The sequence below is a fragment of the Sphingobium sp. B8D3B genome, assembly GCF_025961875.1.
Lineage (GTDB): Bacteria > Pseudomonadota > Alphaproteobacteria > Sphingomonadales > Sphingomonadaceae > Sphingobium.
Genome location: NZ_JAOQON010000001.1, coordinates 108352 through 127666, shown reverse-complemented (window position 1 = coordinate 127666; position 19315 = coordinate 108352). Strand labels below are relative to the sequence as shown.

At 65.1% G+C, this 19315-nt stretch carries 22 protein-coding genes; 2 read left to right on the top strand and 20 right to left on the bottom strand.

What is annotated here, in order from left to right; translation table 11 throughout:
* The first annotated feature begins 13 nt into the window (after positions 1-13).
* Together M2343_RS00615 and M2343_RS00610 are read left to right on the top strand one after the other, a co-directional pair.
* Positions 14-700, top strand: coding sequence for an alpha/beta fold hydrolase (locus tag M2343_RS00615; protein WP_264575199.1), 687 nt, complete (start codon positions 14-16; stop codon positions 698-700).
* A 40-nt stretch (positions 701-740) separates the two neighbouring features.
* Positions 741-1370: a glutathione S-transferase family protein gene (locus M2343_RS00610; RefSeq protein ID WP_264575198.1), complete on the top strand. Its 630-nt coding sequence runs from the start codon at positions 741-743 to the stop codon at positions 1368-1370.
* Between the two features lie 102 nt (positions 1371-1472).
* Here the strand turns inward: M2343_RS00610 and M2343_RS00605 are convergent, their stop codons facing one another.
* The 20 genes from M2343_RS00605 to trmB all read right to left on the bottom strand — a co-directional run bounded on the left by M2343_RS00605 (position 1473) and on the right by trmB (position 19213).
* A complete protein-coding gene (locus M2343_RS00605) occupies positions 1473-2204 on the bottom strand; it encodes a Bax inhibitor-1/YccA family protein (RefSeq protein WP_264575197.1) in 732 nt (243 codons plus the stop codon).
* A gap of 230 nt (positions 2205-2434) precedes the next feature.
* Positions 2435-3523, bottom strand: coding sequence for an OmpA family protein (locus M2343_RS00600; RefSeq protein ID WP_264575196.1), 1089 nt, complete (start codon positions 3521-3523; stop codon positions 2435-2437).
* 194 nt (positions 3524-3717) lie between these two features.
* Complete coding sequence (locus tag M2343_RS00595; RefSeq protein WP_319799377.1) at positions 3718-4104, bottom strand: DUF2793 domain-containing protein; 387 nt, start codon at positions 4102-4104, stop codon at positions 3718-3720.
* Positions 3999-6488, bottom strand: a complete 2490-nt coding sequence (locus tag M2343_RS16680; protein WP_319799376.1) for a phage tail protein — start codon at positions 6486-6488, stop codon at positions 3999-4001. The genes M2343_RS00595 and M2343_RS16680 overlap by 106 nt, the downstream gene beginning before the upstream one ends.
* A gap of 3 nt (positions 6489-6491) precedes the next feature.
* Positions 6492-6890 carry a peptidoglycan endopeptidase gene (locus tag M2343_RS00585; protein ID WP_264575194.1) on the bottom strand — a complete coding sequence of 133 codons (399 nt, stop codon included), beginning with the start codon at positions 6888-6890 and terminating at the stop codon, positions 6492-6494.
* A 3-nt stretch (positions 6891-6893) separates the two neighbouring features.
* Positions 6894-7709 (bottom strand): DUF2163 domain-containing protein, encoded by an 816-nt coding sequence (locus tag M2343_RS00580; RefSeq protein WP_264575193.1) that lies wholly within the window; start codon positions 7707-7709, stop codon positions 6894-6896.
* Positions 7706-10033, bottom strand: a complete 2328-nt coding sequence (locus M2343_RS00575; RefSeq protein WP_264575192.1) for a DUF2460 domain-containing protein — start codon at positions 10031-10033, stop codon at positions 7706-7708. The genes M2343_RS00580 and M2343_RS00575 overlap by 4 nt, the downstream gene beginning before the upstream one ends.
* Positions 10034-10195: 162 nt before the next feature.
* Positions 10196-10759 (bottom strand): tail tape measure protein, encoded by a 564-nt coding sequence (locus M2343_RS00570; protein WP_264575191.1) that lies wholly within the window; start codon positions 10757-10759, stop codon positions 10196-10198.
* Positions 10752-10961 (bottom strand): phage tail assembly chaperone, encoded by a 210-nt coding sequence (locus M2343_RS00565; protein WP_264575190.1) that lies wholly within the window; start codon positions 10959-10961, stop codon positions 10752-10754. The genes M2343_RS00570 and M2343_RS00565 overlap by 8 nt, the downstream gene beginning before the upstream one ends.
* Positions 10958-11278, bottom strand: coding sequence for a gene transfer agent family protein (locus tag M2343_RS00560; protein ID WP_264575189.1), 321 nt, complete (start codon positions 11276-11278; stop codon positions 10958-10960). Before M2343_RS00560 ends, M2343_RS00565 begins: the two co-directional genes overlap by 4 nt.
* The gene (locus tag M2343_RS00555; RefSeq protein WP_181560368.1) at positions 11275-11682 is read right to left on the bottom strand and encodes a phage major tail protein, TP901-1 family; all 408 of its coding nucleotides are present in this window, start codon (positions 11680-11682) and stop codon (positions 11275-11277) included. The genes M2343_RS00560 and M2343_RS00555 overlap by 4 nt, the downstream gene beginning before the upstream one ends.
* Before the next feature lie 55 nt (positions 11683-11737).
* On the bottom strand, positions 11738-12121 hold the full coding sequence (locus M2343_RS00550) for a DUF3168 domain-containing protein (protein ID WP_264575188.1): 384 nt from the start codon (positions 12119-12121) through the stop codon (positions 11738-11740).
* A gap of 8 nt (positions 12122-12129) precedes the next feature.
* Complete coding sequence (locus M2343_RS00545; RefSeq protein WP_264575187.1) at positions 12130-12669, bottom strand: head-tail connector protein; 540 nt, start codon at positions 12667-12669, stop codon at positions 12130-12132.
* Between the two features lie 95 nt (positions 12670-12764).
* Entirely contained in the window at positions 12765-13916 is a 1152-nt protein-coding gene (locus tag M2343_RS00540) for a phage major capsid protein (RefSeq protein WP_264575186.1), read from the bottom strand.
* A 77-nt stretch (positions 13917-13993) separates the two neighbouring features.
* Positions 13994-14413: an HK97 family phage prohead protease gene (locus M2343_RS00535; protein ID WP_264575185.1), complete on the bottom strand. Its 420-nt coding sequence runs from the start codon at positions 14411-14413 to the stop codon at positions 13994-13996.
* Positions 14410-15555: a phage portal protein gene (locus tag M2343_RS00530; protein ID WP_264575184.1), complete on the bottom strand. Its 1146-nt coding sequence runs from the start codon at positions 15553-15555 to the stop codon at positions 14410-14412. The genes M2343_RS00535 and M2343_RS00530 overlap by 4 nt, the downstream gene beginning before the upstream one ends.
* Positions 15556-15675: 120 nt before the next feature.
* The gene (locus M2343_RS00525; protein ID WP_181560374.1) at positions 15676-16383 is read right to left on the bottom strand and encodes a helix-turn-helix transcriptional regulator; all 708 of its coding nucleotides are present in this window, start codon (positions 16381-16383) and stop codon (positions 15676-15678) included.
* Between the two features lie 106 nt (positions 16384-16489).
* The gene (locus M2343_RS00520; protein WP_413716034.1) at positions 16490-17794 is read right to left on the bottom strand and encodes a DNA-packaging protein; all 1305 of its coding nucleotides are present in this window, start codon (positions 17792-17794) and stop codon (positions 16490-16492) included.
* 13 nt (positions 17795-17807) lie between these two features.
* On the bottom strand, positions 17808-18347 hold the full coding sequence (locus tag M2343_RS00515; protein ID WP_181560375.1) for a hypothetical protein: 540 nt from the start codon (positions 18345-18347) through the stop codon (positions 17808-17810).
* Between the two features lie 158 nt (positions 18348-18505).
* Positions 18506-19213 (bottom strand): tRNA (guanine(46)-N(7))-methyltransferase TrmB, encoded by a 708-nt coding sequence (gene trmB, locus M2343_RS00510; protein WP_181560376.1) that lies wholly within the window; start codon positions 19211-19213, stop codon positions 18506-18508.
* Positions 19214-19315 lie beyond the last annotated feature (102 nt).

Sequence of the window (19315 nt, the reverse complement as noted above, 5' to 3'; positions counted from 1 at the left end):
GCATGATCAGGCGTTGAAACCCACCGTGCAGCCGACTGTCGTCCTTATTCATGGCTTTGCTGGATTTGCGGTGATGAACCGCCCCCTCGCCGCCATGCTTCGCAGCACCGGCTATCAGCCTGTCGATCTGAGTTACGACAGTTGGCGGCTGGACCTCGAAGGCATCTGCAAACTGCTCGGCCCACGTCTGGAAGAGCTTGATAGAGCGGGTAGCCCGGATCAGCCTCTCCACATCGTCTGCCATTCCATGGGCGGACTGGTCGCCCGTGCGCTCATCAGAGCGCGGCGCCCGGCGCGGCTGGGCCGGGTCGTCATGTTGGGAACTCCTAACGCTGGCAGCGAGATAGCCGACACATTGCACCGTTATGCTCTGCTGCGCCCGATCCTCGGCAGGGCCGCCCCGGCCCTGGTCACGCAGCGCCCCGCAGAGATCACTGCAATGTTGGGTGAGATCGACTATCCGGTAGGAATCATCGCCGGCGACCGCCCGATGATGCGGTATGGCGCGTCACGTCTTCTACCCGGGCCGAGCGATGGCAAGGTCAGCGTGGCCTCGACCAGATTGAAGAACGCGACGGACCACATCGTCCTCCCGCTCTCCCATATGCTGCTGCCCTATCACCCGACCGCCCATGCCCAGATAAAGCATTTTCTGAGCGAAGGGCGCTTCGCCCATAGCAGGGCTTTGACGGAACTCTAAATTTCGTTCATGATACGTTCCAGTCACTGGGGAGACGATCATGAGCCAAATTCAATTCTACACCAACCCGATGTCGCGTGGGCAAATTGTCCGCTGGATGCTGGAAGAGGTCGGCGTCCCGTACGAGACCCACCTGCTCGACTACCAGACCGAGATGAAAGGCGGAGCCTATCTGGCCATCAATCCGATGGGAAAGGTGCCCGCCGTGGTACACGATGGAACGGTCGTCACCGAATGCGCCGCAATTTGCGCCTGGCTGGCGGATCGCTTTCCCGAAGCAGCGCTGGCCCCGCCCCTGGCCGATCGGGCTGATTATTATCGCTGGATGTTCTTCGCGGCGGGACCGCTGGAGGCGGCTGTGACGAACCGTGCACTGGGTTTTGTCGCTGAGCCTGGTCGGGAAAGGACTTTGGGCTATGGCAGCTTCGAGCAGACGATCGACACCTTGGAAAGCGCGCTCCGGGACAAGACGTTTATCTGCGGAGAGATGTTCACGGCAGCCGATGTTTATGTCGGATCGCATATCGCCTGGGGGCTGCAGTTCGGCACCATCCCCTCCCGACCGATTTTCTCGGACTATGTCGCCCGTCTTGAGAGCCGACCCGCCTATGTGCGCGCGAAGGACATCGACAATGCGCTTATCGCGCAGGCGCAGTCGGGCAAAGCTTAATCCAGACTCAGTTCCGGTGTACTCGCTCGGGCTGGTTTAATAAGAAAAAAGGCCGGGAGGATATCTCCCGGCCCTTCTGGTCAATAAAAGAACCCGACGCGATCAGTCGCGATTGCCCAGGAACTGCAGCAGGAACGTGAACATGTTCACGAAGTCCAGATACAGGCTCAGCGCGCCCATGATGACGGCCTTGCCCATCATGTCGGACCCGGCAACCTGGAAATACAGGCTCTTGAGGCGCTGCGTATCATAGGCAGTCAGGCCGGCAAAGATCAGGACACCAAGGATGCTGATGACCAGCTGAAGCGCCGTCGACTGCACGAAGATATTGATGACCATGGCGACGAGAATACCGATCACGCCCATGATCAGGAACGTGCCGAAACCGGAGAGGTCCTTCTTGGTCGTATAGCCGTAAAGGCTCAGGCCCACGAAAGCCGCTGCCGTGGCGAAAAATGTCTGCGCAATCGAGACACCCGTGAACACCAGAAAGATCGACGACATGGAGAGGCCCATGACGACTGCAAATGCCCAATACAGCGCTTGCGCGGTGCTCGTCTGCAACTTGTTGATCCCGAAGCTCAGCACCATCACGAAGGCCATCGGGGCCAGCATGATTACCCAGCGCAGCGGGGTCACCAGCACCTGAGCCGCGAAGCCGGAGCTTGCAAACAACAGCGCAACGATACCCGTGACCAGCACGCCGCTGGCCATGTAATTGTAGATCGAGAGCATGTAGGAGCGCAGGCCTGCGTCATAAGCAACCTCGCTCGCATGCGTGGAAGCACCACCGTAGCCCGTAGCGGACGACCGGGGATCTGGCCAATTCGCCATTTTATCATCTCCTCTTTCCGGCAACAGCGCCGGACTATCAGCGCACAATATCGGGCTATGCCCTTAGATTTCAAGTGAAACCGGTCCGCGAGGCTTATCATGCCTGCTGTATCGCCCGCTCTCGATGCGCGCCCATAGACGCAAGATGACAGCCCGACGCTCTTTCACACAAAAAAAGGGGCCGGATAAGCCGGCCCCTTCCTTGTTCGTCCCGCCGAAGCGGAAAGTTCTTAGTTGCCCGAACCCGGACCGTAGGTGATTTCCACGCGACGGTTCTGGAGTTCACGCACACCGTCGGCCGTGTCGACACGCGGACGCGTCTCACCGAAGGCCTGCGTCGAGATGACGCCGTCGGAGATGCCACGCGAGGTGAGGTAGCCACGGACCGAAGCGTTACGACGCTCGGAAAGGCCCATGTTGTAGCGCGGCGAGCCCGAACGGTCAGCGTGACCAGCGAGCATGACCTGCGCACTACCGCAGTTCGCATAAGCCGAAACCGCGTTGTCGAGGATCGAGGCAGCATCCGGCGTAACGTCGGCGCTATCCCACTCGAAGAACACGATGTACGGCCCCGGCTGGCACTGCGCGACCGGCGGAGGCGGCGGAGGCGGAGGCGGCGGGGGAGGCGGCGGCGGGGGCGGCGGGGGAGGCGGCGGCGGAGCCGGCTCTTCACCACCGAAGTTGAACACCAGGCCTGCCAGGATGCTGTGGCTGCGAACCTCAGTTTCCAGCGGCGTGCCAGCGGTGTTGATCAGGTCGATGTTGCTGTGGTTGAAGAAGCGATACTTCAGCGACAGATCGACGTTGTTGCTCACCGGATAACGGACGCCAGCAATTGCCTGCCAGGCGAAGCCCGTGTCGGAATCGCGCGTGTCGGGCAGCGAGATCTTGGACCGCGCAACGCCGACGCCGCCGCCGACGAAGCCCTGCAGGCCATCATCGGGACCGAAGTCGAGCATACCATTCAGCATGATGCTGTCCACGCGAGCCTGGCCGCCGGGCAGAGCCGTCGTCCGGTTCGAGTAGGTGGTGTTCTTGTTCATCGCCTTCTTGTGCGAATATTCGGCTTCCAGGCGGAACGCACCGAAGTCGTAACCCACATAACCCGCGGCGTCGTAACCGACTTTGTGCGGGGTGTTGGCCGTGACGCCAGTGGTCGCTGCCACACCGGCAACGGTGCCGGCGTCATACGTGGTGTCAGAGTCCTCGACGATGATCGCGCCAATGTCACCGCCCAGATACCAGGCGCCGTCCTTGGCGAGCGATGGTGATGCCATCGCGGTCGAAGCGAGCGCTATGGCGAGGCCAAGCTTCCGCATATCATTCCCCTTTCAGGTTGATCGTAAAATGCTGCTCGACGTTTTTAGGAGTGCGCCGCAAAGGTTTCAAGCGCACAATCGCGTGATGTTGCCTAAATGCCGCATTGTGATCAGCTAATGTTGGCCCTGCAGGAAATATTGCCTGTCGCGTCCGCATGTTGGGAACCGACAACGTCTTTGTGCTTTATGCGTGGTTACGATGCGATGAGACCGTGCGCCCTCAGGGTATCAAGCACTGAAATGATCGCCTCTCTCGCCTGCGAATCGACGGGCGCCCCCCCGGATGGATTCGCGATTGCAGGCCGCCTGCTGCCAATCACTTTCTCGCCATCAACATAGAAACCGTCAGTCCGCAGACCTTCTTCCCGCCAGTCGCCGGCCTGGAATCTCACGCCACTTTGCGTATCCCGCTTCCAGCAATGCAAGCCCTCGAACGGCGCGAGGAAGCGCCATCCAGCCGCAGTCCACGCCGCAATCATCCGCTCGCACCCTGCCCATTCGCCCGTAGCGCCACTTCCCACGAGCCAGCACGCACCCAGATCGGGCGCGGCGGGAGGCGCTGACAGGCTCGCGCTTTCCACCACCCGTCCGATCGCGATGTCGATGAGCGACAACGCCTCATTATGGGTAAGTTCCTTTTGCGCCTGCCCAGCAGAGAGCAGCGGCAAGCCAAGTCGATCGGTTTGAGCCATAGATCGTCGTCCTTCTGATGTGGGAAGTCGCGCGCGCAGACGCGGATAAGACAGGGCCAGGGAATGACGAGCGCTCGCCCCGCTCCCCAGCTTCCCATCTGCCTCACTTCGATCTGCACGCCAGCCGAGGCCGCGGTCGCGAGATCGGCCGCAACGTCACTCGCCGCGTAGACGCAGGACGGGAGCGTCGTTTCCCATCGCCGCAATGTCACTCCGTCTGCGACGACACTGACCGCATAAGCCTCCCGCTCCTCCCCGAGGGGCGCATCCACGCCGTCGATCCATGCCGAGCCAAGCCGGCTTCTGCGAACCCAACTGATCTCAACATCACCACCGGCCAAAGTCGTGCGCCGCCCGTGCACCGGCGAAAGAGGCATCAATGCGCGGCCGTCGATCAAAAGGCTGTCCTGCGCCGGCGTACTGTCACCGCTGCCGATTGCCCTCAGAGTCAGCATCGTTCCGACCGCACTTTGTTCGACCGGGATCGGCGCCAGCCGCTCGCGGTCGATCAGCACGAACCGTTCGCCCGCGTCGTGCGCCGCCATGGCCCATTCGGTCCCCATGCGCCCGCGAACGAGCCGCGACAGTCGATAATGCCCCGGCGCGACCACGTCCGCCTGGCCAAATTGCAGCAGTTCCTTTCCAATCTGGCAGATGTTCGCGCCGCCGAGCAGAAGATCGTCCCCCACGCCGGTCAACACATCGCCGGGATCGTCGAGAATGATCTCAACGCTGCTGGAAAGGTCCATCCGCCACGGCGCGCCCAGAGGCAGCGCGCCAACAGTGCGGCCCATCACGGCGCGCGGCGCTGTGCTGCCAATGGGCTCGGCAATCTCCAGGACCGGATCATAGCGAAAGAGGGTTGCGCGCCGCCACCCGGCATTCGAGCCGCACGCCGCTGCCGCAACGACGGGGCTCGTGGAAATCGTAGTCCCGTCACCCGGTAACTCCACAATCGCCAGACTGGTCGGCCCCTGGACGAGGTCGGGCTGACGGACCGGCTCCCCGGAGGCCCCTGCGCCTGCGATGGCCCGCGTGCCGCTCTCAAAAGCCCGCAAGCTAAGCCTGACGGCCATGTCATCCCATTCCGTCGTCTCGACGAGCCACTGCCCCGGCTCGCCCGCGACCGTCACAAGATCGCCCGGGCCGAGGTCCAGCGCGCCCCAACCAGCGCCGATATTGACGCGTCGGCGCCGTCGCAACGCATTGCGCAGCTTCCGGTCGGCCAGGCGCCGCGCATCGTCCGCTCCCATTGCCGCCGGCAAGTCGATTTCCTCGCTGCGCATCCCCGGCCCGGCCCGCAACGCGGTCTGCAAGCCAAGCTGATAGTCGCGGGCTGGGTCGTGGTGACGGATTGCCAGCCGGGCAGCCACCGTCTCAATCGGCGTGCGAACATGCTGAGGCTCGGCTTGCTTCTCGCCGTCTATGCTGCGCACGGCGGCTGCCCGATCGATGGCTTGGCCCGTGGGCCTCCCGTTGTTCAACGCAAGCGCCCCCTCGCGCTCTGTCCATCGCACGTCGTGGAGTGAGACGATGTCGCGCATCGCTTCCTCCACTGTCCCTTCCGCCGCGAAGCCCAGCAGACGCGCTGGATCGCCGTCTCCGGCATGACTGACGGTGCGCCCGGCAAGGTCGGAGGCAATCGCCGGCAGGGCCACTCGTTCGGCATCAGCGATCACTTCGAACGTCAGCGAGGGAATCCGGTTGCCGAAGTCCGCCAGCTGCAGCCCTTCGAACGCGACGTAAGCACAGCCGCGATAAGCAGGACATTGCGCCACGCCCACTGCGGACGCAACCAGCGGGTCCACCATCTGGTCCGGCCCGCCCAGATACAGCCGAAATGCCGTGAGCGGCGATTTGAAATCCCCCACTGCACCACGAAGCAGATTGCCGTCCGCCCAGATGCGCCCGATGCCGAGAATAGGCCGTGAGGAAAGCGCAACAGCCAGGCTCGCGGAATAACTGTAAGTCGTGACGCTTGGGCTGCCCTTGCCTCCACCGCTGGTCGATTTGCTCTCCTGAAGGTCCGTGGCCCAGATCACCGTCCCCGCGATACGGATCGTTCCGTGGATGCGCGGGATCGCCGCGCCGTAACGAGATGTCTGGACCTGAAGGTCGCTCAGCCGGGGCCCCGTCCGCCCGCCGGGTCGAAAAATCAGCGCGTCGACAGACCGCCCGGCGAGCGCGCCGACCGCGCCGCCAACCGCCGCGCCCACAGCGCCGAACGTTCCGCCAAGGGCACTGCCCACGGCGGTGAGAACCAATGTCGCCATGCCTTACTCCTGAAATTGCCACGCGCCCAGCACCGGCCAGGGCGATGACCCCGGCATCAGCACCACCTTGCCCAGTCCGGCATGAGCATGGACATGGCCGCCCGGCGTCACGATCATCAGATGCAACTGCATCGGACCGCTATCGACCAGCAGCACGGCGCCTTCGCCCAGCTCCGGCGCCGGCGAGAGGCCGCATGCCGCGAGGTTCTGCACTGCCCTCGCCTGCCCCATCCCCCTCAGCTTATAGGTCGGGAGCGTGGGAACGCGGACTCCGGCCCGCCGCGCCGCCAGCGCAACCAAGCCCACACAGTCCACCCCCGTCTCTACGCTGCGCCCGTGCAACCGAAAGGTCACGCCGACCAAGGCCAAGGCCTCGGCCGCCATGCGTTCGCCAAGGTCCATCACTCAACTCCCCGGATAGCGCGTCAGCAGATCCATGCCGGGCAGATGCGGCTCCCCGCGGAAATTGACGGCATTGCCAAACCGCCCCGCGCAGGTCGCGAGGCGCTTGTCGCACCCCTGCGTCAACAGCGCGCGCGTGCCTGATGCCACCGGAAACACCGGCGGTTCCGCCAAGAAAACGCCCCCCGCCTCCTGATCGACAATGGTCTGCAGGAGGCCGCAATTGGGCCCCTCCAGCCAGCGCAACGAGCCGAAGGGATACACCCCAGCCAGCAGGCCACCGCACGCAATGCGGTCATCCGCCACGGCACCAACCGCGACGATCTGCTGATGCCGTCGCAAATCGATCCGGCAATCCGCATCCCCCAGCGTCGCCCGGCAGGTGGCGCTGGTCACCGGCGCGACCGGTCGCTCAAGCGCCGCAGCAAGCGTGGACCGTAAGCTCATCGAATAAGCGCCGCCGCGCCGCTCGATGCTTCCCAGTTCGCCGCGCGCAAGTTCCAGCCAGAGCACCCCGGGTTCGGTCCATTCGGTGAGATGCAGGAGCAGTGTCGCGCCGTCCCAGCGCCCGGCATCGAGATCGACCTCACTGATGGCCGCGCTGCTGATGGCGCCCTGCACGTCCGTCAGGTCCGGGTCGTTGCCACCCTGCACGATGGCGCTCGGCGTGATCCCGGGTGCTGCCGCATAACGCAGGCCGTGCGCCCGCAGGCCTCGATCATGGCTGGTCAGGCCGATGGTCACGCCATCCCGCCGCTCCAACCGCCAGCAAAAAGCGAGCGCGCAAAGCGGCTTGCTCAGGATCGCCGCAGCGCTCACTCACGCACCTCCATCAGGGGGACGGACGGGACAATGCCCGCCGCAAACGTCTCTCGGTCGATATCCAGCCGGTCTTCGGCAAAGCGCACGGGCACGTCGAAGACAAAGCCCGCCGTCACCACCGCGCCCTCGGGCGGCGGGTCATCGAACGCGATCTCCCCCATGCCCGGATGAGACCAGCCGGCAAATCGCTCGACCCCGTCCACCGCAACCCTGATGCTCCCTGCGACGGGCCGCGTGATCCGTCGTTGCTGGGGATCATTCCCCCCGTAATTCTTGCGCAACTGGAAGCTGGTCGTCACGCCATCGCCCGTTCCGATCCACTGATCAAACGGCCCCGGCGCAAGGCCGAACGAGCCAGACGCATGATCGAACGGATCACGGAACCGAAACCCCCGAGCTGCGCCGCGTCGAGCCCGAAAAAAGGCGATGAGCGTCGCGATATCCGCCTCGGATCGCACCCCCGGCCCCGCATCGAACTGCAGCCGCGCGTCAGCCCATTGCGTGCTGCGCTGCTCGTGGCCGGACACGCTCTCCACGATCCGCGTCGAGAAAGCCGGCGCCACCTGCGCGCGATTGCCGATGTCGAGCGGAAAGGCGAGGTCGTCGAAATGCTGCACGTCCGCATCTCCTGAAAGCTGGAAATAGGTAAAGCCGTCCCGCGCGACCTGGGGCAGCGCCCAGATGAAGGTGGCGGCATGGCCGCGCGCCCGCGCAGCATCTGCCGCCGCGGCGATGCGGTCCCAGCCGATCTGCGTTGACTCATCGGTGGAGCCAGCCGGCAAAAATCCGGCGAAATAATGCTGCTCATCTGGCGGATAGCCCAAGCGCGCGTCCATCGCGGCGCGCCCTGCGGCTGAGCGGGCGGTTCGGCCCTCGGTCACCCAGTCATAATCTTCTATCTGCAACCGGTCGAAAGCCGGCGCGGCCCAGCCTGTCGGCACGTTCGCGCGTTTGAGCTCCGGCGCCGCCGGATCAAGTACGCTCGGTAAATAGACAAGCAGAAGAAGCTCGGCGCCCGGGGTCTCCGCGCGCACGGCATCTGCCACGCCCGCTGTCGAAGCGGCCAGCAGAGCGCCAGCCGCATCCAGCAAAGCGATCTGCCCGCTGTCGAGCGTATCGCGAACTGTCGGGATTTCCACCGCAGCACTCCCGAACGCAGCGCGCGCAGCATCGTCGTACAGGCAGGGTCGCCCATCCGCCATCACCCACCACCAGGGCTCGCCGATCTGGAAACGCACCGCTAGCCCGGCATCCCGCGCGATGCCGGCAAAAGCCCGCGCCACCGCACGCAAATAGTCGTTTGCCGCGGCATTGGCTGGCGAAAGCAGGGTGGAGGGCGGAGTCCACCCTGTCAGCGCGGGCGCTCCGTCCCACGCCCGCTGCTTCCACTCAGCTGGGCAATAAGCATCGAACAGCTCGTAAGAGAGCGAAAGGATCAGCCCGAACCCCAGCGCCTTGCAGCGCGCCGCGAAGTCCTCGTGCCAGCGCCGGCATGGCGTCGCCAGCGCACCGCCCGCCAGCGTCACGCGAAAATCGCTGCCGTCAGGGGCGAGCCGCATATAGTGGCTCATCCCGACATAATGATTGATCGCGCCGCGATAGCCGAGCGCCAGCACCTGCCGCAGCAAGCGCTCGGGCGTCTGGTTGTACGCATCATCATAGCCGCTGGCGATGGACAGCCCATGCTCCGGCAGCATCGGATCGCCCATGGCGATGACCGATCCTGCCCCCTCGCAAACCATCTCGCTGACCTCCACCCAGCCTTCGCGGGCGTCATGAAAGGTCGTCTCTCCCTCATCATAATCGGTCTGGACGATGGAGATGAACAGGCGGTCGATATCCCGCGCATCCACCGGGTCCGCATCGGCGGGCAAGGCAAAGCCTCCGACCAACGCGTCGAAGTCGAGGGTGACGACCGCATCCTCCGGACTGCCTTCTGCATAGTTCCACAGCCGCACATACCAGGCGCACGCATTGCCGGCCGCATCCCGCCCCTCAAGCGTCAACGTCGGGCCCTGAATGGCATCGAGCGGCTTGACCCCAGCGCTTCGCCAGCGGAACCGCAAGGTGCAGCCACGATAATCCCGTCGCGTCTCATAACGGAGCAGCGGATGATCCCATATATCGGCCGATTCCCAGATCAGCCCGGCAAGGTCGCCCGAGCCATGGAACACCGCATCGACGCGCAATCCATCATCCCCGACCGTCACGACGGAGGCCGTCATCGGCCGTGGGAAATTGACGGTCCAGAAAGGTGGCGAGAAGCGCTTGACCACGCCGCTCTCCTGATTGCGCCTCTCGGTCGCCAGCCAGTAGGCCATCGGGGTTATCCTTTGTTGATATCGAGAGCAGCCATTTCGGCGGGCGATCCCACCCGCCCCCGCCCGTTTGTGTCGAGCCCTTCGACCGCCCGCAGGCGGGCGCTCAGGGTAAACTTCAGCCTCTCGGCTCTAGTCGAGACACAGTCATGGACGCGAAAACGCCTAATCCCCGAGCGCCCCACGCACCGCCCGCGCCACCTGACGCGCACTGCGCGCCAGCGCGCGCGGCGCCTCCTGGCCGCTGCCATTGACGGTGATCGAGACGCGCACGTCTCGTCCCCCCTGCCCGCCCATGCCGGGCGCGATCTGGCCGCTATGCGTGGGGACGAACACCTCCGGCCCGCGCTCACCGACGAGATAGGCACGCCCCGGCGCCACCGGGCCACCCGTTGCCCGGCCGGGCAACCCAAGCGCACCGGTGATGAGGCTCGTTCCCAATCCCAAAAGCCCGGAAGAGCCTCCGCCGCCGAGGATCGCCTCCAAGCCGTTACGAACCGCCGAACGGGCGATCTGGTCCATGACGGACAGCGCGATCTTGCCGAGATCTTCAAAGCCGATCCGCCCCGTCCGCACAGCACGCAGCAGCCCCGCCTCGATGGCGCGGCTCGCTCGTTCCGCGCCTGTGCTCAGTAAATCTAGCTCGTCGCGCAGACCGCTCGCATCTTCGCGCAAGCGGGCCATGTCGCTGCCCATCGGCGCGAACAGGCTTTGCATATCCTCATCCATCGGGATGCCTTTCCATCATCTTGGCCAGTACAGATCGGTCGAACGGCGCGACCTGAGGCCCGGCCAGATCGCGCAACACCGCCAGGGCGTCGGCCAGCTCGGCCGGCGTCGCGCCCCAAAACTCGTCGGGGCGCCAGCCGAGCAGCAGCCCGGCCTGCCCGGCCAGCGTGCGCGCGACCTCCGCAAAGCAGGCCGACGTCATGCCCCGCCAGCCACGACCTGCCGCATGATTGCCCGAAGCGCCGGCAAGGCCACGCCCACCCCTTGCGCGATCAGCGCGTCGCCCAGATCGGCTCGGGCCATCGCCTCGGGTCGATCCGTAAGGCAGTGCCACAACAGAGCTTCCATCTCGGCGAGGCCGAGCCGCCCGTCCGCCGCGCGCTCGACCAGCGCAAGCAACGGCCCGGTCTCGCGCTCGGCAGCGACCAACGCCGCAAAGCTCGGGCGCACTGTCAGGCAGTGCTCGCCGACCATGAGCGCGGCTTCCCCCCGCGCTTCATTCGCGACCGCCCCGCTCATAGCGCGCTCACGGCACCGGAGCTCTCCAGCGCGAGCGTATAGGTGCGTTCGCCATTATAATCGCCGGCATAGTCCAGCCGCGTAACCAGAAACCGCCCACGCAGCTTCTCGCCGCTCTCAAAGCTCAGTTCATAATCGTCGATGGCGCCCGCCAGCGCATGATTGCGCAGCCGGGTTTCCGCCGCCGATCCGGTAAAGATCCCGGAGCCTGACACGCTGACGGAGCGCACCCCCGCGCCCGGCAGAAGGTCGCGCCAGCCGCCGGAATCCTTGGAGGTGACATTCACCGCCTCACCATTGACGGAAAGCTGCGTGGCGCGCAGCCCCGCCACCGTCGCATAGCTTACCGGCGTGCTGCCATTGCCGATCTTGAGCAGAAACGCGCTGCCCTTCTCCACTGCCATCGCCTTGATCCTTTCTGTATCCGCATCCCCGTTCGCATCGAGTGAGATGTGGGCTTCAATTCAGCCGCGCCGCCCGCACGGCATAGTCGGCGCTCGCTCGCCACTCGGTGCGGCTGCGCAGGATGCGTGATCTCTCGAACCGCAAGCTGGTGATCCGCCAGTCGCCCAGATCGCCATCGACCCCCGCGAGCACGGCATCCATGCGCGCCAGCACGGCGGTCACCCGCGCCAGATCATCGCCACGAACGACCAGTTGGATGGGCAAGCGGAGCGCCAGCCCCGTCACATCCCGTGCGCCCCAGCCGGTCGACATCATCTCGCCGACCAGAAGCCAGGGCGGGCTTGCCTTGATCGGCTCGCCATTGCTCACGAGGTTGACCAGGGCCATCAGGTCCGCATCGTTGCGGAGTGCGGCGATCACCGCCCCCCTCACTGCCATCTCGCCGCTCATGCGAGGTGCACCCGTCGCCAGGGCCGCAACAGGGAGACAACCGATGCCGGCAGGTCTCCCTCCAGCCCGTCGCGTCGCGCATACCACTCGCCCGCCAGCCGAACGACGGCGTGCTGAAGCGCATCGGGCACATTGTCCGTGGCCAGGGCAAGGCCAGCACGATAGGTCACGCGGACCCGTCCGGCCGATCCCGGATTGAGGATCCGCACCCATCCCGCCCCCTGCGCATCGATATCGATGGTATAGGCCGTAACCGGCAGGACGAATGCCGCGCCATCCGCCGGCAGTCCTTCAATGCTGCTGGTCGCGCTGACCGGCGCCATCGTCAGCCGACCCCATGCACCGCTGGCGCCGCGCACTTCGGTCACAGCTCTCTCGATCAGCATCTGGCCGAGATACTGCTCGGCCGCCTCGCTCGCCGCGCGCAGCAGATCGGTGAGGGCAGCGTCGTCGTCGGCAAGGCTGACCCCCAGATACTGTTTCAGGTCTTCGAGCGGCACCGCGAGCGGCCCGCCCTTCTCGATTATCACGCTCATGATCGCAGCCGTCCTTCAAGCCTGAGAAAAAGGCGCCATGCCGGCGGGGAGAGACCGGCATGGCGCCCCTCATCGGTTCGCCGATCAGGGCCTCCTCAGGAGGCGGCGAACTTCATGAGCTTGATGGCCTCGCTGTTGGCGACCGCGCCGCCGATCCGCTTCACTGCGTAGAAGTGGACGAACGGCTTGTTGGTGAAGGGATCGCGCAAGATGCTCGTCTCGCTGCGCTCGGCAATCACATAGCCATTGGTGAAATTGCCGAAGGCGATGGAGAGGCTGTTGGCGGCGATGTCGGGCATGTCCTCGGCCTCGATCACCGGATACCCAAGCAACGTCGCCGGCTGACCCGCGATCATGCTCGGCTGCCACAGGAACGCGCCATCGCTGGTCTTGAACTTGCGGATCGTCGCCAGCGTCGCGGCATTCATCACGAATACCGCACCCTGCCGATACGGCGCCCGCAGCGACTGGACGAGGTCGATCAGCCGATCCTGCGGATTGCTGGCACTAAAGCCGCCCGCTGCGCCCGATGCGACATATTGCAAGGACCCGAACGGGCGGACGCTGTCCGCCTGATTGGTCGTCGCATAGGTCAGGAAGCCCTTGGGCTTGCTCGTCCCGTCGCCATTGATGAATGCCGCGCCCTCTGCCCGGCCAAACTCGCGGGCGATTTCCTCGGCGAGCCAGCTCTCCACATCGAACTGGGCATCGTCCAGCATCGCCTGACTGGCCGACGGATTGGCGTAAAGGTCCCCGGAGGGCGGCGCGATTTCCTGGAATGTGGGCGTCGCCGTCTCGGGCCGCGCCGCAGTCTCGACCGCCCAGCCAGATACGACACCGCCAGTCGTCACAAGCTTGCGATATCCCGCCGACCCCGTGCGGACCACATTGGCCACCGCGCGGATCGGCGAAATTGATTTGAGCGCCGCATCGATCATCTGGTCGATCTCGCGCGGCACCGCATAGCCGCCGCTGCCGCCGCTCGCGCCCGAGAAGCTCTTCAGCTCCACCCCGGCTTCGATGCCGCGCCGCAGATAGCGGTCGGTGAAGGCTGCCCGCGCCGGGTCGACATCGCTGCCCTTGGCGCCATCCAGCGGCGGCCGACCGGCCAGCGCCATCGCCCGCTCGGTCTGCTTGCGCAGCGCCTCGTCAAAGACGTCCATCCGGGCCTCCATACCCGTCAGCCGGTCTGCCTGCAGGATCGCGTCGAAGCTCTCCTCAAGGCTCTTGGTTTCCACGTCCTGCATTGCGTCATTCTCCTGCCGTCAAAAACAAAAAGGGGCCGCAATCGGCCCCTCCAACATCCAGAAATCCGTCTGCGCCCTCACCCGGCCTCGACCGCATGAACGCGCGCCAGCGGCTGCATCGGGTGGGTCACCAGGCTCACCTCGACCAGATCGAGCGCATGCAGCCGGCGGGGCTGATGGCCCTGCGCCGCCACCACGCGATAGCCGAACGACAATCCCTCGATCCGCCCGTCGCGCAGCAGCGCCTTCGCCTGTTCCGCTGTCGCCCCCGACGCACTAATCGTGCCGATCACCCGCAACCCGCGTGCATCCTCCGTGACATGATCGATCCGGCCGATCACCGCGCCCGCCCGATGCTGCCAGAGCAATGGCAGCGCTGTCGCCGCACGGCGCGAGAGGCTGGCCGAGAAGGCGCCCGGCGCGATGACATCGCCGCCCTGATCAATCTTGTCGAAGATCGCCGCATAGCCGGCGAACCGCACGGTCCCGGCGCTCATGCGCGCGCGGCGTCCAGCCCCAGCATCGTGCGCTTTTCCTCGGTCGAGAGGAAATCCGCCCTCTCGATCCGGTCCCACAGCAGCATCCTGTCCTCAGCCAGGGCGGGCAAGCGGTTGAGATCGACCTCCAGCACCAGTTCGGGCCAGAAGTCGCGCAGCCCCTGCCCGAGCGCGCCGAGCAGTTTGGCCAGCAGCGGCAGGACGCTTTGCCGCCACAGCGCCTTATTGGCCTCCCGATAATTCGAGTAGGTGCTGTCCCCCGGCATCCCAATCAGCACGGGAGGCACACCGAAGGCGAGCGCGATGTCCCGCGCCGCCGCTGCCTTTAGCGCCACGAAATCCATGTCGTGCGGGGAAAGGCTCATCGACTGCCAGTTCAGCCCGCCCTCCAGCAGCATCGGCCGCCCCGCATTGTCCGCACCCTGAAATGCGCCTTCCAGTTCGGCCTTCAGCCGGGCGAACTGCTCGGGCGCGAGCACGCTGCCATCGCCCGGCGCATAAATGAGCGCGCCGGATGGCCGCGCTGCATTATCGAGCAGCGCCTTGTTCCACTGCGTCGCCGCATTGTGAATCGCCACCGCACCCGCTGCAGCGCCCAGGCAGCCTAGCCCATAATGATCGTCTGCCGGGTTGATCGCTTTGACGTGGATGACCGCAGTCCGCCCTGCCGCATCCTCGCTGGCATAGCGCATCTCGCTTTCGCCCGCCCGGTAGCGATAGCCCACCGGCCAGCCGGCGCGATCTTGCTCGATTGTCACCCGTTCGGGGCGCAGGGCATAGAGGGTCGCGGGCAGACCATCAGCGCCATGGCCAATCTGTGCGTAACCATTGCCATGCAGCAGCACATGCGCGGCGAGCGTCTCGATGAGACTTTGCCCCGCCACGCGCCGCTGCACGAGCGCCAGAGCCGCTTGCGCATCCCCCTCCTTGGCAGCCACCGCGTGCAACGCCGCGCTTCCCGCCGCCTCCGCCACCAGCCGCACCGCACGCTGCGCCACCGGGTTGGCAATCACTGCCCCCTTGAGCTGCGCCTCATAGCTTTGCGGCCAGTCGCCCGCTCCTGCCCAGCCAAGCCCCAGCCACGCGCGCGCCAGCGGCGGCCGCGTCGGTGTCGACGCGGCTTTTCGTCCAAACCATTTCACCTGATCGTCTCCTCGCTTGCGCACCAAAAAAGCCGCCAGCGTCGGGGCTGGCGGCTGCAAAATCACTTATCGGTCGCGACGGCCGATGCGTGGCAACGCCCCCGATCGCGCGGGAATGGATCAGGCCGCGATCAAGCCGGACCCCACACCTTTGACGGCGGCAGACGTCCGGTCAGACACCTCCAGCTTCTCGTAAATTCGCCGCATATAGGTATCGACCGTTCCCGGCGATATCTGGAGGATGTCGGCAATCACCGTGTTGCTCTTGCCCCGCGCCACCCAATGCAGGATCTCCTTTTCCCGCGCAGAGAGTTGCCGTTCGCGCCCCGTTTCTTCCGCGAAGAGACCGCAGATCCGCAAATGCGCCGCTTGCGCCGCAAAATGCAGTTGGGTCATCCGCTCTTCGCTCAGGTCCGCATCCGGCGCGATCCTCCCCAGACCAACGACGCCATTACGATTGCCAGGGCCATAGCAAGGCAAGGAGAACCCATCGGTGAAATCGATCTGCCGCATGGCCTCCAGAAACTGGCGCTCCTCGACCGTCAGTTCGGTATTGCCCCACACCTCATGCCACCGAATTGGTACGCCTGCTGCCAGCGCCGCGCGCGGCACGATATCCAGCCGCTGGAAATCGAACGAGCAATAGAGCGCCACCTCCTTTTTGGAGAAGCCATGTTGCAGCGGCAGGGTCGCCGGCATGTTGGTGCCGATTTTCACCCAATAATAGCTGACCGCGCCGAAGCCGTTGCGCGCATAATAGCGCGTCATCCCGCGCCACAGCAGCGGGAGGCTGGATGCCTCGGCAATCTTCTCCAAAATGTCGTTCACCCGTGGAAGCTCCTGGGGACAGCTTCATGGGACGATCATGCTGTGCCTGCTTGCAACCAATAGCAAGCACTTCCGTATCGTTCCCGAAACGGGGTGAAGCGACAAGCTAGAGTGATCGCACCCGCGCCTGCGGATTGGTCTTCAAAAGCAGTTCGGTCAGGCACCAGACGAGGGCATCCGCACGGTCAGGCGATCGTCCCGGCCCCTCGTAACGTCCATTGATCAACAAGCCGCACAACTGGTCCTCAAGCATCGCAAAGGGTCGGGCATGGCGGACCCGACCGGCCTCATAGGCGGCGGCAATCGGCTCGGCTCGCGCCACTTTGCCCTGCGCCGCATGAACCAGACGGACCGGCAGGGCCATGTCGGCCCCGCGCAGCACGGTACGCACCATCTCGCCGCCGTTGTTCGCTTCCGCCACGATGCGATCTGCCGCCCAGCGCTCCGCGGCGTGCGCTACAGCCTGTGCCCAGCGTTGCGGGCTCGCCTGCTCGACGCTCGCATCCTCCAGCACGATTGCCTCGCCGGCCTGATCGATTCCTGCGACAATGATCCCGCAGGCGTCGCCTCCCGCGCTCGCTGGCGGATCGACGCCCACCGCGACACGCGCCAGCTCTGCACGCTCAGGCACAAGGCCGGCTAAACGGCACGTCTCAATGAGCGCCCGCGTCCACAGCGCGCCTTCGTGATCAAGCAACAATTCCCCGTCCAGTTCCTGTCGCCCCAGCCGCGTGCCTCTGAAATTGCGTTCCATCTCCGCGAGGAAGCTCTGCGGAAGCGCACCTCGATTGTCCCGCGTGCTGCCCCGCGTCACCACCACGCGCGGATCGGCAGCTAGGCGTCGGACCAGCGGCACGGCGCGCGGTGTGGTGGTCGCGACAATGGCCGGTCGATTGCCCAGACGCAGCCCCATCGCCAGATTGTCCCACGCTGCCTCCCCGCGCGGCCACTTCCCGATCTCGTCCGCCCAGGCATGGCTGTGCTGCGGCCCACGCAACGTCTCCGGGTCCGCAGCGCCATAAAGCATGGCGCACGCCCCGCCCGGCCAGCGCAACTCACGCTTGGCGGGAAACCATTTCGGTTCATTGCCCTGCGTCGCGATGGCAAGCATTCCGCTCTCGCCTTCCACCATCACGGCTCGCGCTTCATGCAGGCTCGCCCCGACCAAAGCGATGCGCGCGGTGGGGTCGCCCTCGGCCACCATTCGCACCCATTCGGCACCAGCCCGCGTCTTACCGAAGCCTCGCCCCGCCATGATCATCCAGGTGAACCAGTCGCCCGGCGGCGGCAATTGCGCAGGTCGCGCCCGAAAGCGCCAAGCCTGCATCAAGCGCCGCCGTTGCAAGAGTGACAAGTTTCGTAACAATTGCTGCCGCCGCGTGGGACTCAGTCTGGCCAGGCGATCGATCATCGACAGCCTGTCGTCATTCACCTGCCGGCTCCCCGGCATTCTCCTCTCCATCGTCCTCCGTGAGGAACCGCTCGCAAATGGCCTCCAGTTCGGCATCCAGCCCGTCCAGATCTTCCGGGTCATCGCCAGCGCCACTTGCCGCCTCGGTTTCGCGCCGCCAGGATTCCACCTCCTGCCGATGGGCTGTCAGCAATCGCACTGCCACCGTCAACGGATAGCTGTGGATGGTCCGCACCTGCTTGACCGCCTTGGTTTCGCCATCGATAACCGTTTCGGTTCGCATCGTCCCGTCCATCGATTGGCGCATTAGGTGCAATTCGAGGTCGGAATAGCCCTGCTCCAGCGCCTCCTTCCAGGCTCGGGCGAATTCGGGGTCACGCCCCTTGAGCGCATAGGCCGTGCATCGATGCATTGAGGCCGCCTGCGCCGCTGCACTGACATTGGATGTCTCGGCGAGCACCGCAAGAAACTGGCGGCGGCGCTGGATCGTCCAGCGCGGGCGCCGGGGACGCGACATGCGCGGTCGCGGCGCACCGATCGGGCGTTGCGTCATGAACACCATCCTGTTGAGAGAAGCCTTCGCAATGCGCCACGGGACGAGCAGGCCGGCTCTATATGAGCGGCCCGTCCAAGCGATTCGAATTGCGATGATGCCTTCTTCTAACCAGAGAGCGTCACGATGTCAACAGTAAATAACCTAAATGGTTATTTTCACTTCCGCCGATATCGGAAGTACCAGACCTCATGTCCTTGCCTGCGAGCCTTGGCCTCATAGCGGGTTTCCGGCCAGCCGCCCGGACGGTTGAGGAAATCGCGCGGGCTATCGCACAGCCAGTCGAAGTCCTCGCGGTCCCGCATCACCATCAGCGCCCAGCGCAGGTAGATCGGATGATCGGTCCCGAACCGGAATTCGCCGCCCGGTTTCAGCTTGGCGGCGATCATGTCGACCGGCCCCTTGTTCATCATCCGCCGCTTGGCGTGCCGGGCCTTGGGCCATGGGTCCGGGTGGAGCAGATACACAAAGCTGAGCGCCCCATCGGGGATGCGCGCCAGCACTTCGAGGGCATTGCCCATATGCAGCCGGACATTGCCCAGATGCTGGTCCCGCACATGCCCCAACGCGCCGACCACGCCGTTGAGAAAGGGCTCGCAGCCGATGAAGCCATGGTCCGGCAGCATATCGGCGCGGTAGGCCAGATGCTCGCCGCTGCCGAAACCGATCTCGAAATGCAGCGGTCGCTCGCCAAAGGCGGTCGGGCCGAACAAGCGCTCGGCGGTGATCTCGCCCTCTTCGGGCACGCTGATCGCCGGCAGCAGCTCATCGACAAGGGCCTGCTGCCCCTGCCGGAGCTTATGGCCGGATTGGCGGCCATAGAGCCGGTTGAGCGTGGTGGGATCGCCTGATTTGTGCGCAGTCATGCGCGTGCGCCTAGATCATTTTGTCGCTGGAGGAAACGGGGGACGGCGCGCGCGGTGCCTGCTTTCATCCGCCCGCGCAGCACCTACGAAAAACGGCGCGAA

What these genes read in the sequence shown, in the direction of transcription:
- M2343_RS00610 (WP_264575198.1), top strand. Translation starts at nt 741, where the DNA reads ATGAGCCAAATTCAATTCTACACCAACCCGATGTCGCGTGGGCAAATT.
- M2343_RS00605 (WP_264575197.1), bottom strand. Translation starts at nt 2,204, where the DNA reads ATGGCGAATTGGCCAGATCCCCGGTCGTCCGCTACGGGCTACGGTGGT.
- M2343_RS00600 (WP_264575196.1), bottom strand. Translation starts at nt 3,523, where the DNA reads ATGCGGAAGCTTGGCCTCGCCATAGCGCTCGCTTCGACCGCGATGGCA.
- M2343_RS16680 (WP_319799376.1), bottom strand. Translation starts at nt 6,488, where the DNA reads ATGGCGACATTGGTTCTCACCGCCGTGGGCAGTGCCCTTGGCGGAACG.
- M2343_RS00585 (WP_264575194.1), bottom strand. Translation starts at nt 6,890, where the DNA reads ATGGACCTTGGCGAACGCATGGCGGCCGAGGCCTTGGCCTTGGTCGGC.
- M2343_RS00575 (WP_264575192.1), bottom strand. Translation starts at nt 10,033, where the DNA reads ATGGCCTACTGGCTGGCGACCGAGAGGCGCAATCAGGAGAGCGGCGTG.
- M2343_RS00570 (WP_264575191.1), bottom strand. Translation starts at nt 10,759, where the DNA reads ATGGATGAGGATATGCAAAGCCTGTTCGCGCCGATGGGCAGCGACATG.
- M2343_RS00565 (WP_264575190.1), bottom strand. Translation starts at nt 10,961, where the DNA reads ATGACGTCGGCCTGCTTTGCGGAGGTCGCGCGCACGCTGGCCGGGCAG.
- M2343_RS00560 (WP_264575189.1), bottom strand. Translation starts at nt 11,278, where the DNA reads ATGAGCGGGGCGGTCGCGAATGAAGCGCGGGGGGAAGCCGCGCTCATG.
- M2343_RS00555 (WP_181560368.1), bottom strand. Translation starts at nt 11,682, where the DNA reads ATGGCAGTGGAGAAGGGCAGCGCGTTTCTGCTCAAGATCGGCAATGGC.
- M2343_RS00550 (WP_264575188.1), bottom strand. Translation starts at nt 12,121, where the DNA reads ATGGCAGTGAGGGGGGCGGTGATCGCCGCACTCCGCAACGATGCGGAC.
- M2343_RS00545 (WP_264575187.1), bottom strand. Translation starts at nt 12,669, where the DNA reads ATGAGCGTGATAATCGAGAAGGGCGGGCCGCTCGCGGTGCCGCTCGAA.
- M2343_RS00540 (WP_264575186.1), bottom strand. Translation starts at nt 13,916, where the DNA reads ATGCAGGACGTGGAAACCAAGAGCCTTGAGGAGAGCTTCGACGCGATC.
- M2343_RS00535 (WP_264575185.1), bottom strand. Translation starts at nt 14,413, where the DNA reads ATGAGCGCCGGGACCGTGCGGTTCGCCGGCTATGCGGCGATCTTCGAC.
- M2343_RS00520 (WP_413716034.1), bottom strand. Translation starts at nt 17,794, where the DNA reads ATGATCGATCGCCTGGCCAGACTGAGTCCCACGCGGCGGCAGCAATTG.
- M2343_RS00515 (WP_181560375.1), bottom strand. Translation starts at nt 18,347, where the DNA reads ATGACGCAACGCCCGATCGGTGCGCCGCGACCGCGCATGTCGCGTCCC.
- trmB (WP_181560376.1), bottom strand. Translation starts at nt 19,213, where the DNA reads ATGACTGCGCACAAATCAGGCGATCCCACCACGCTCAACCGGCTCTAT.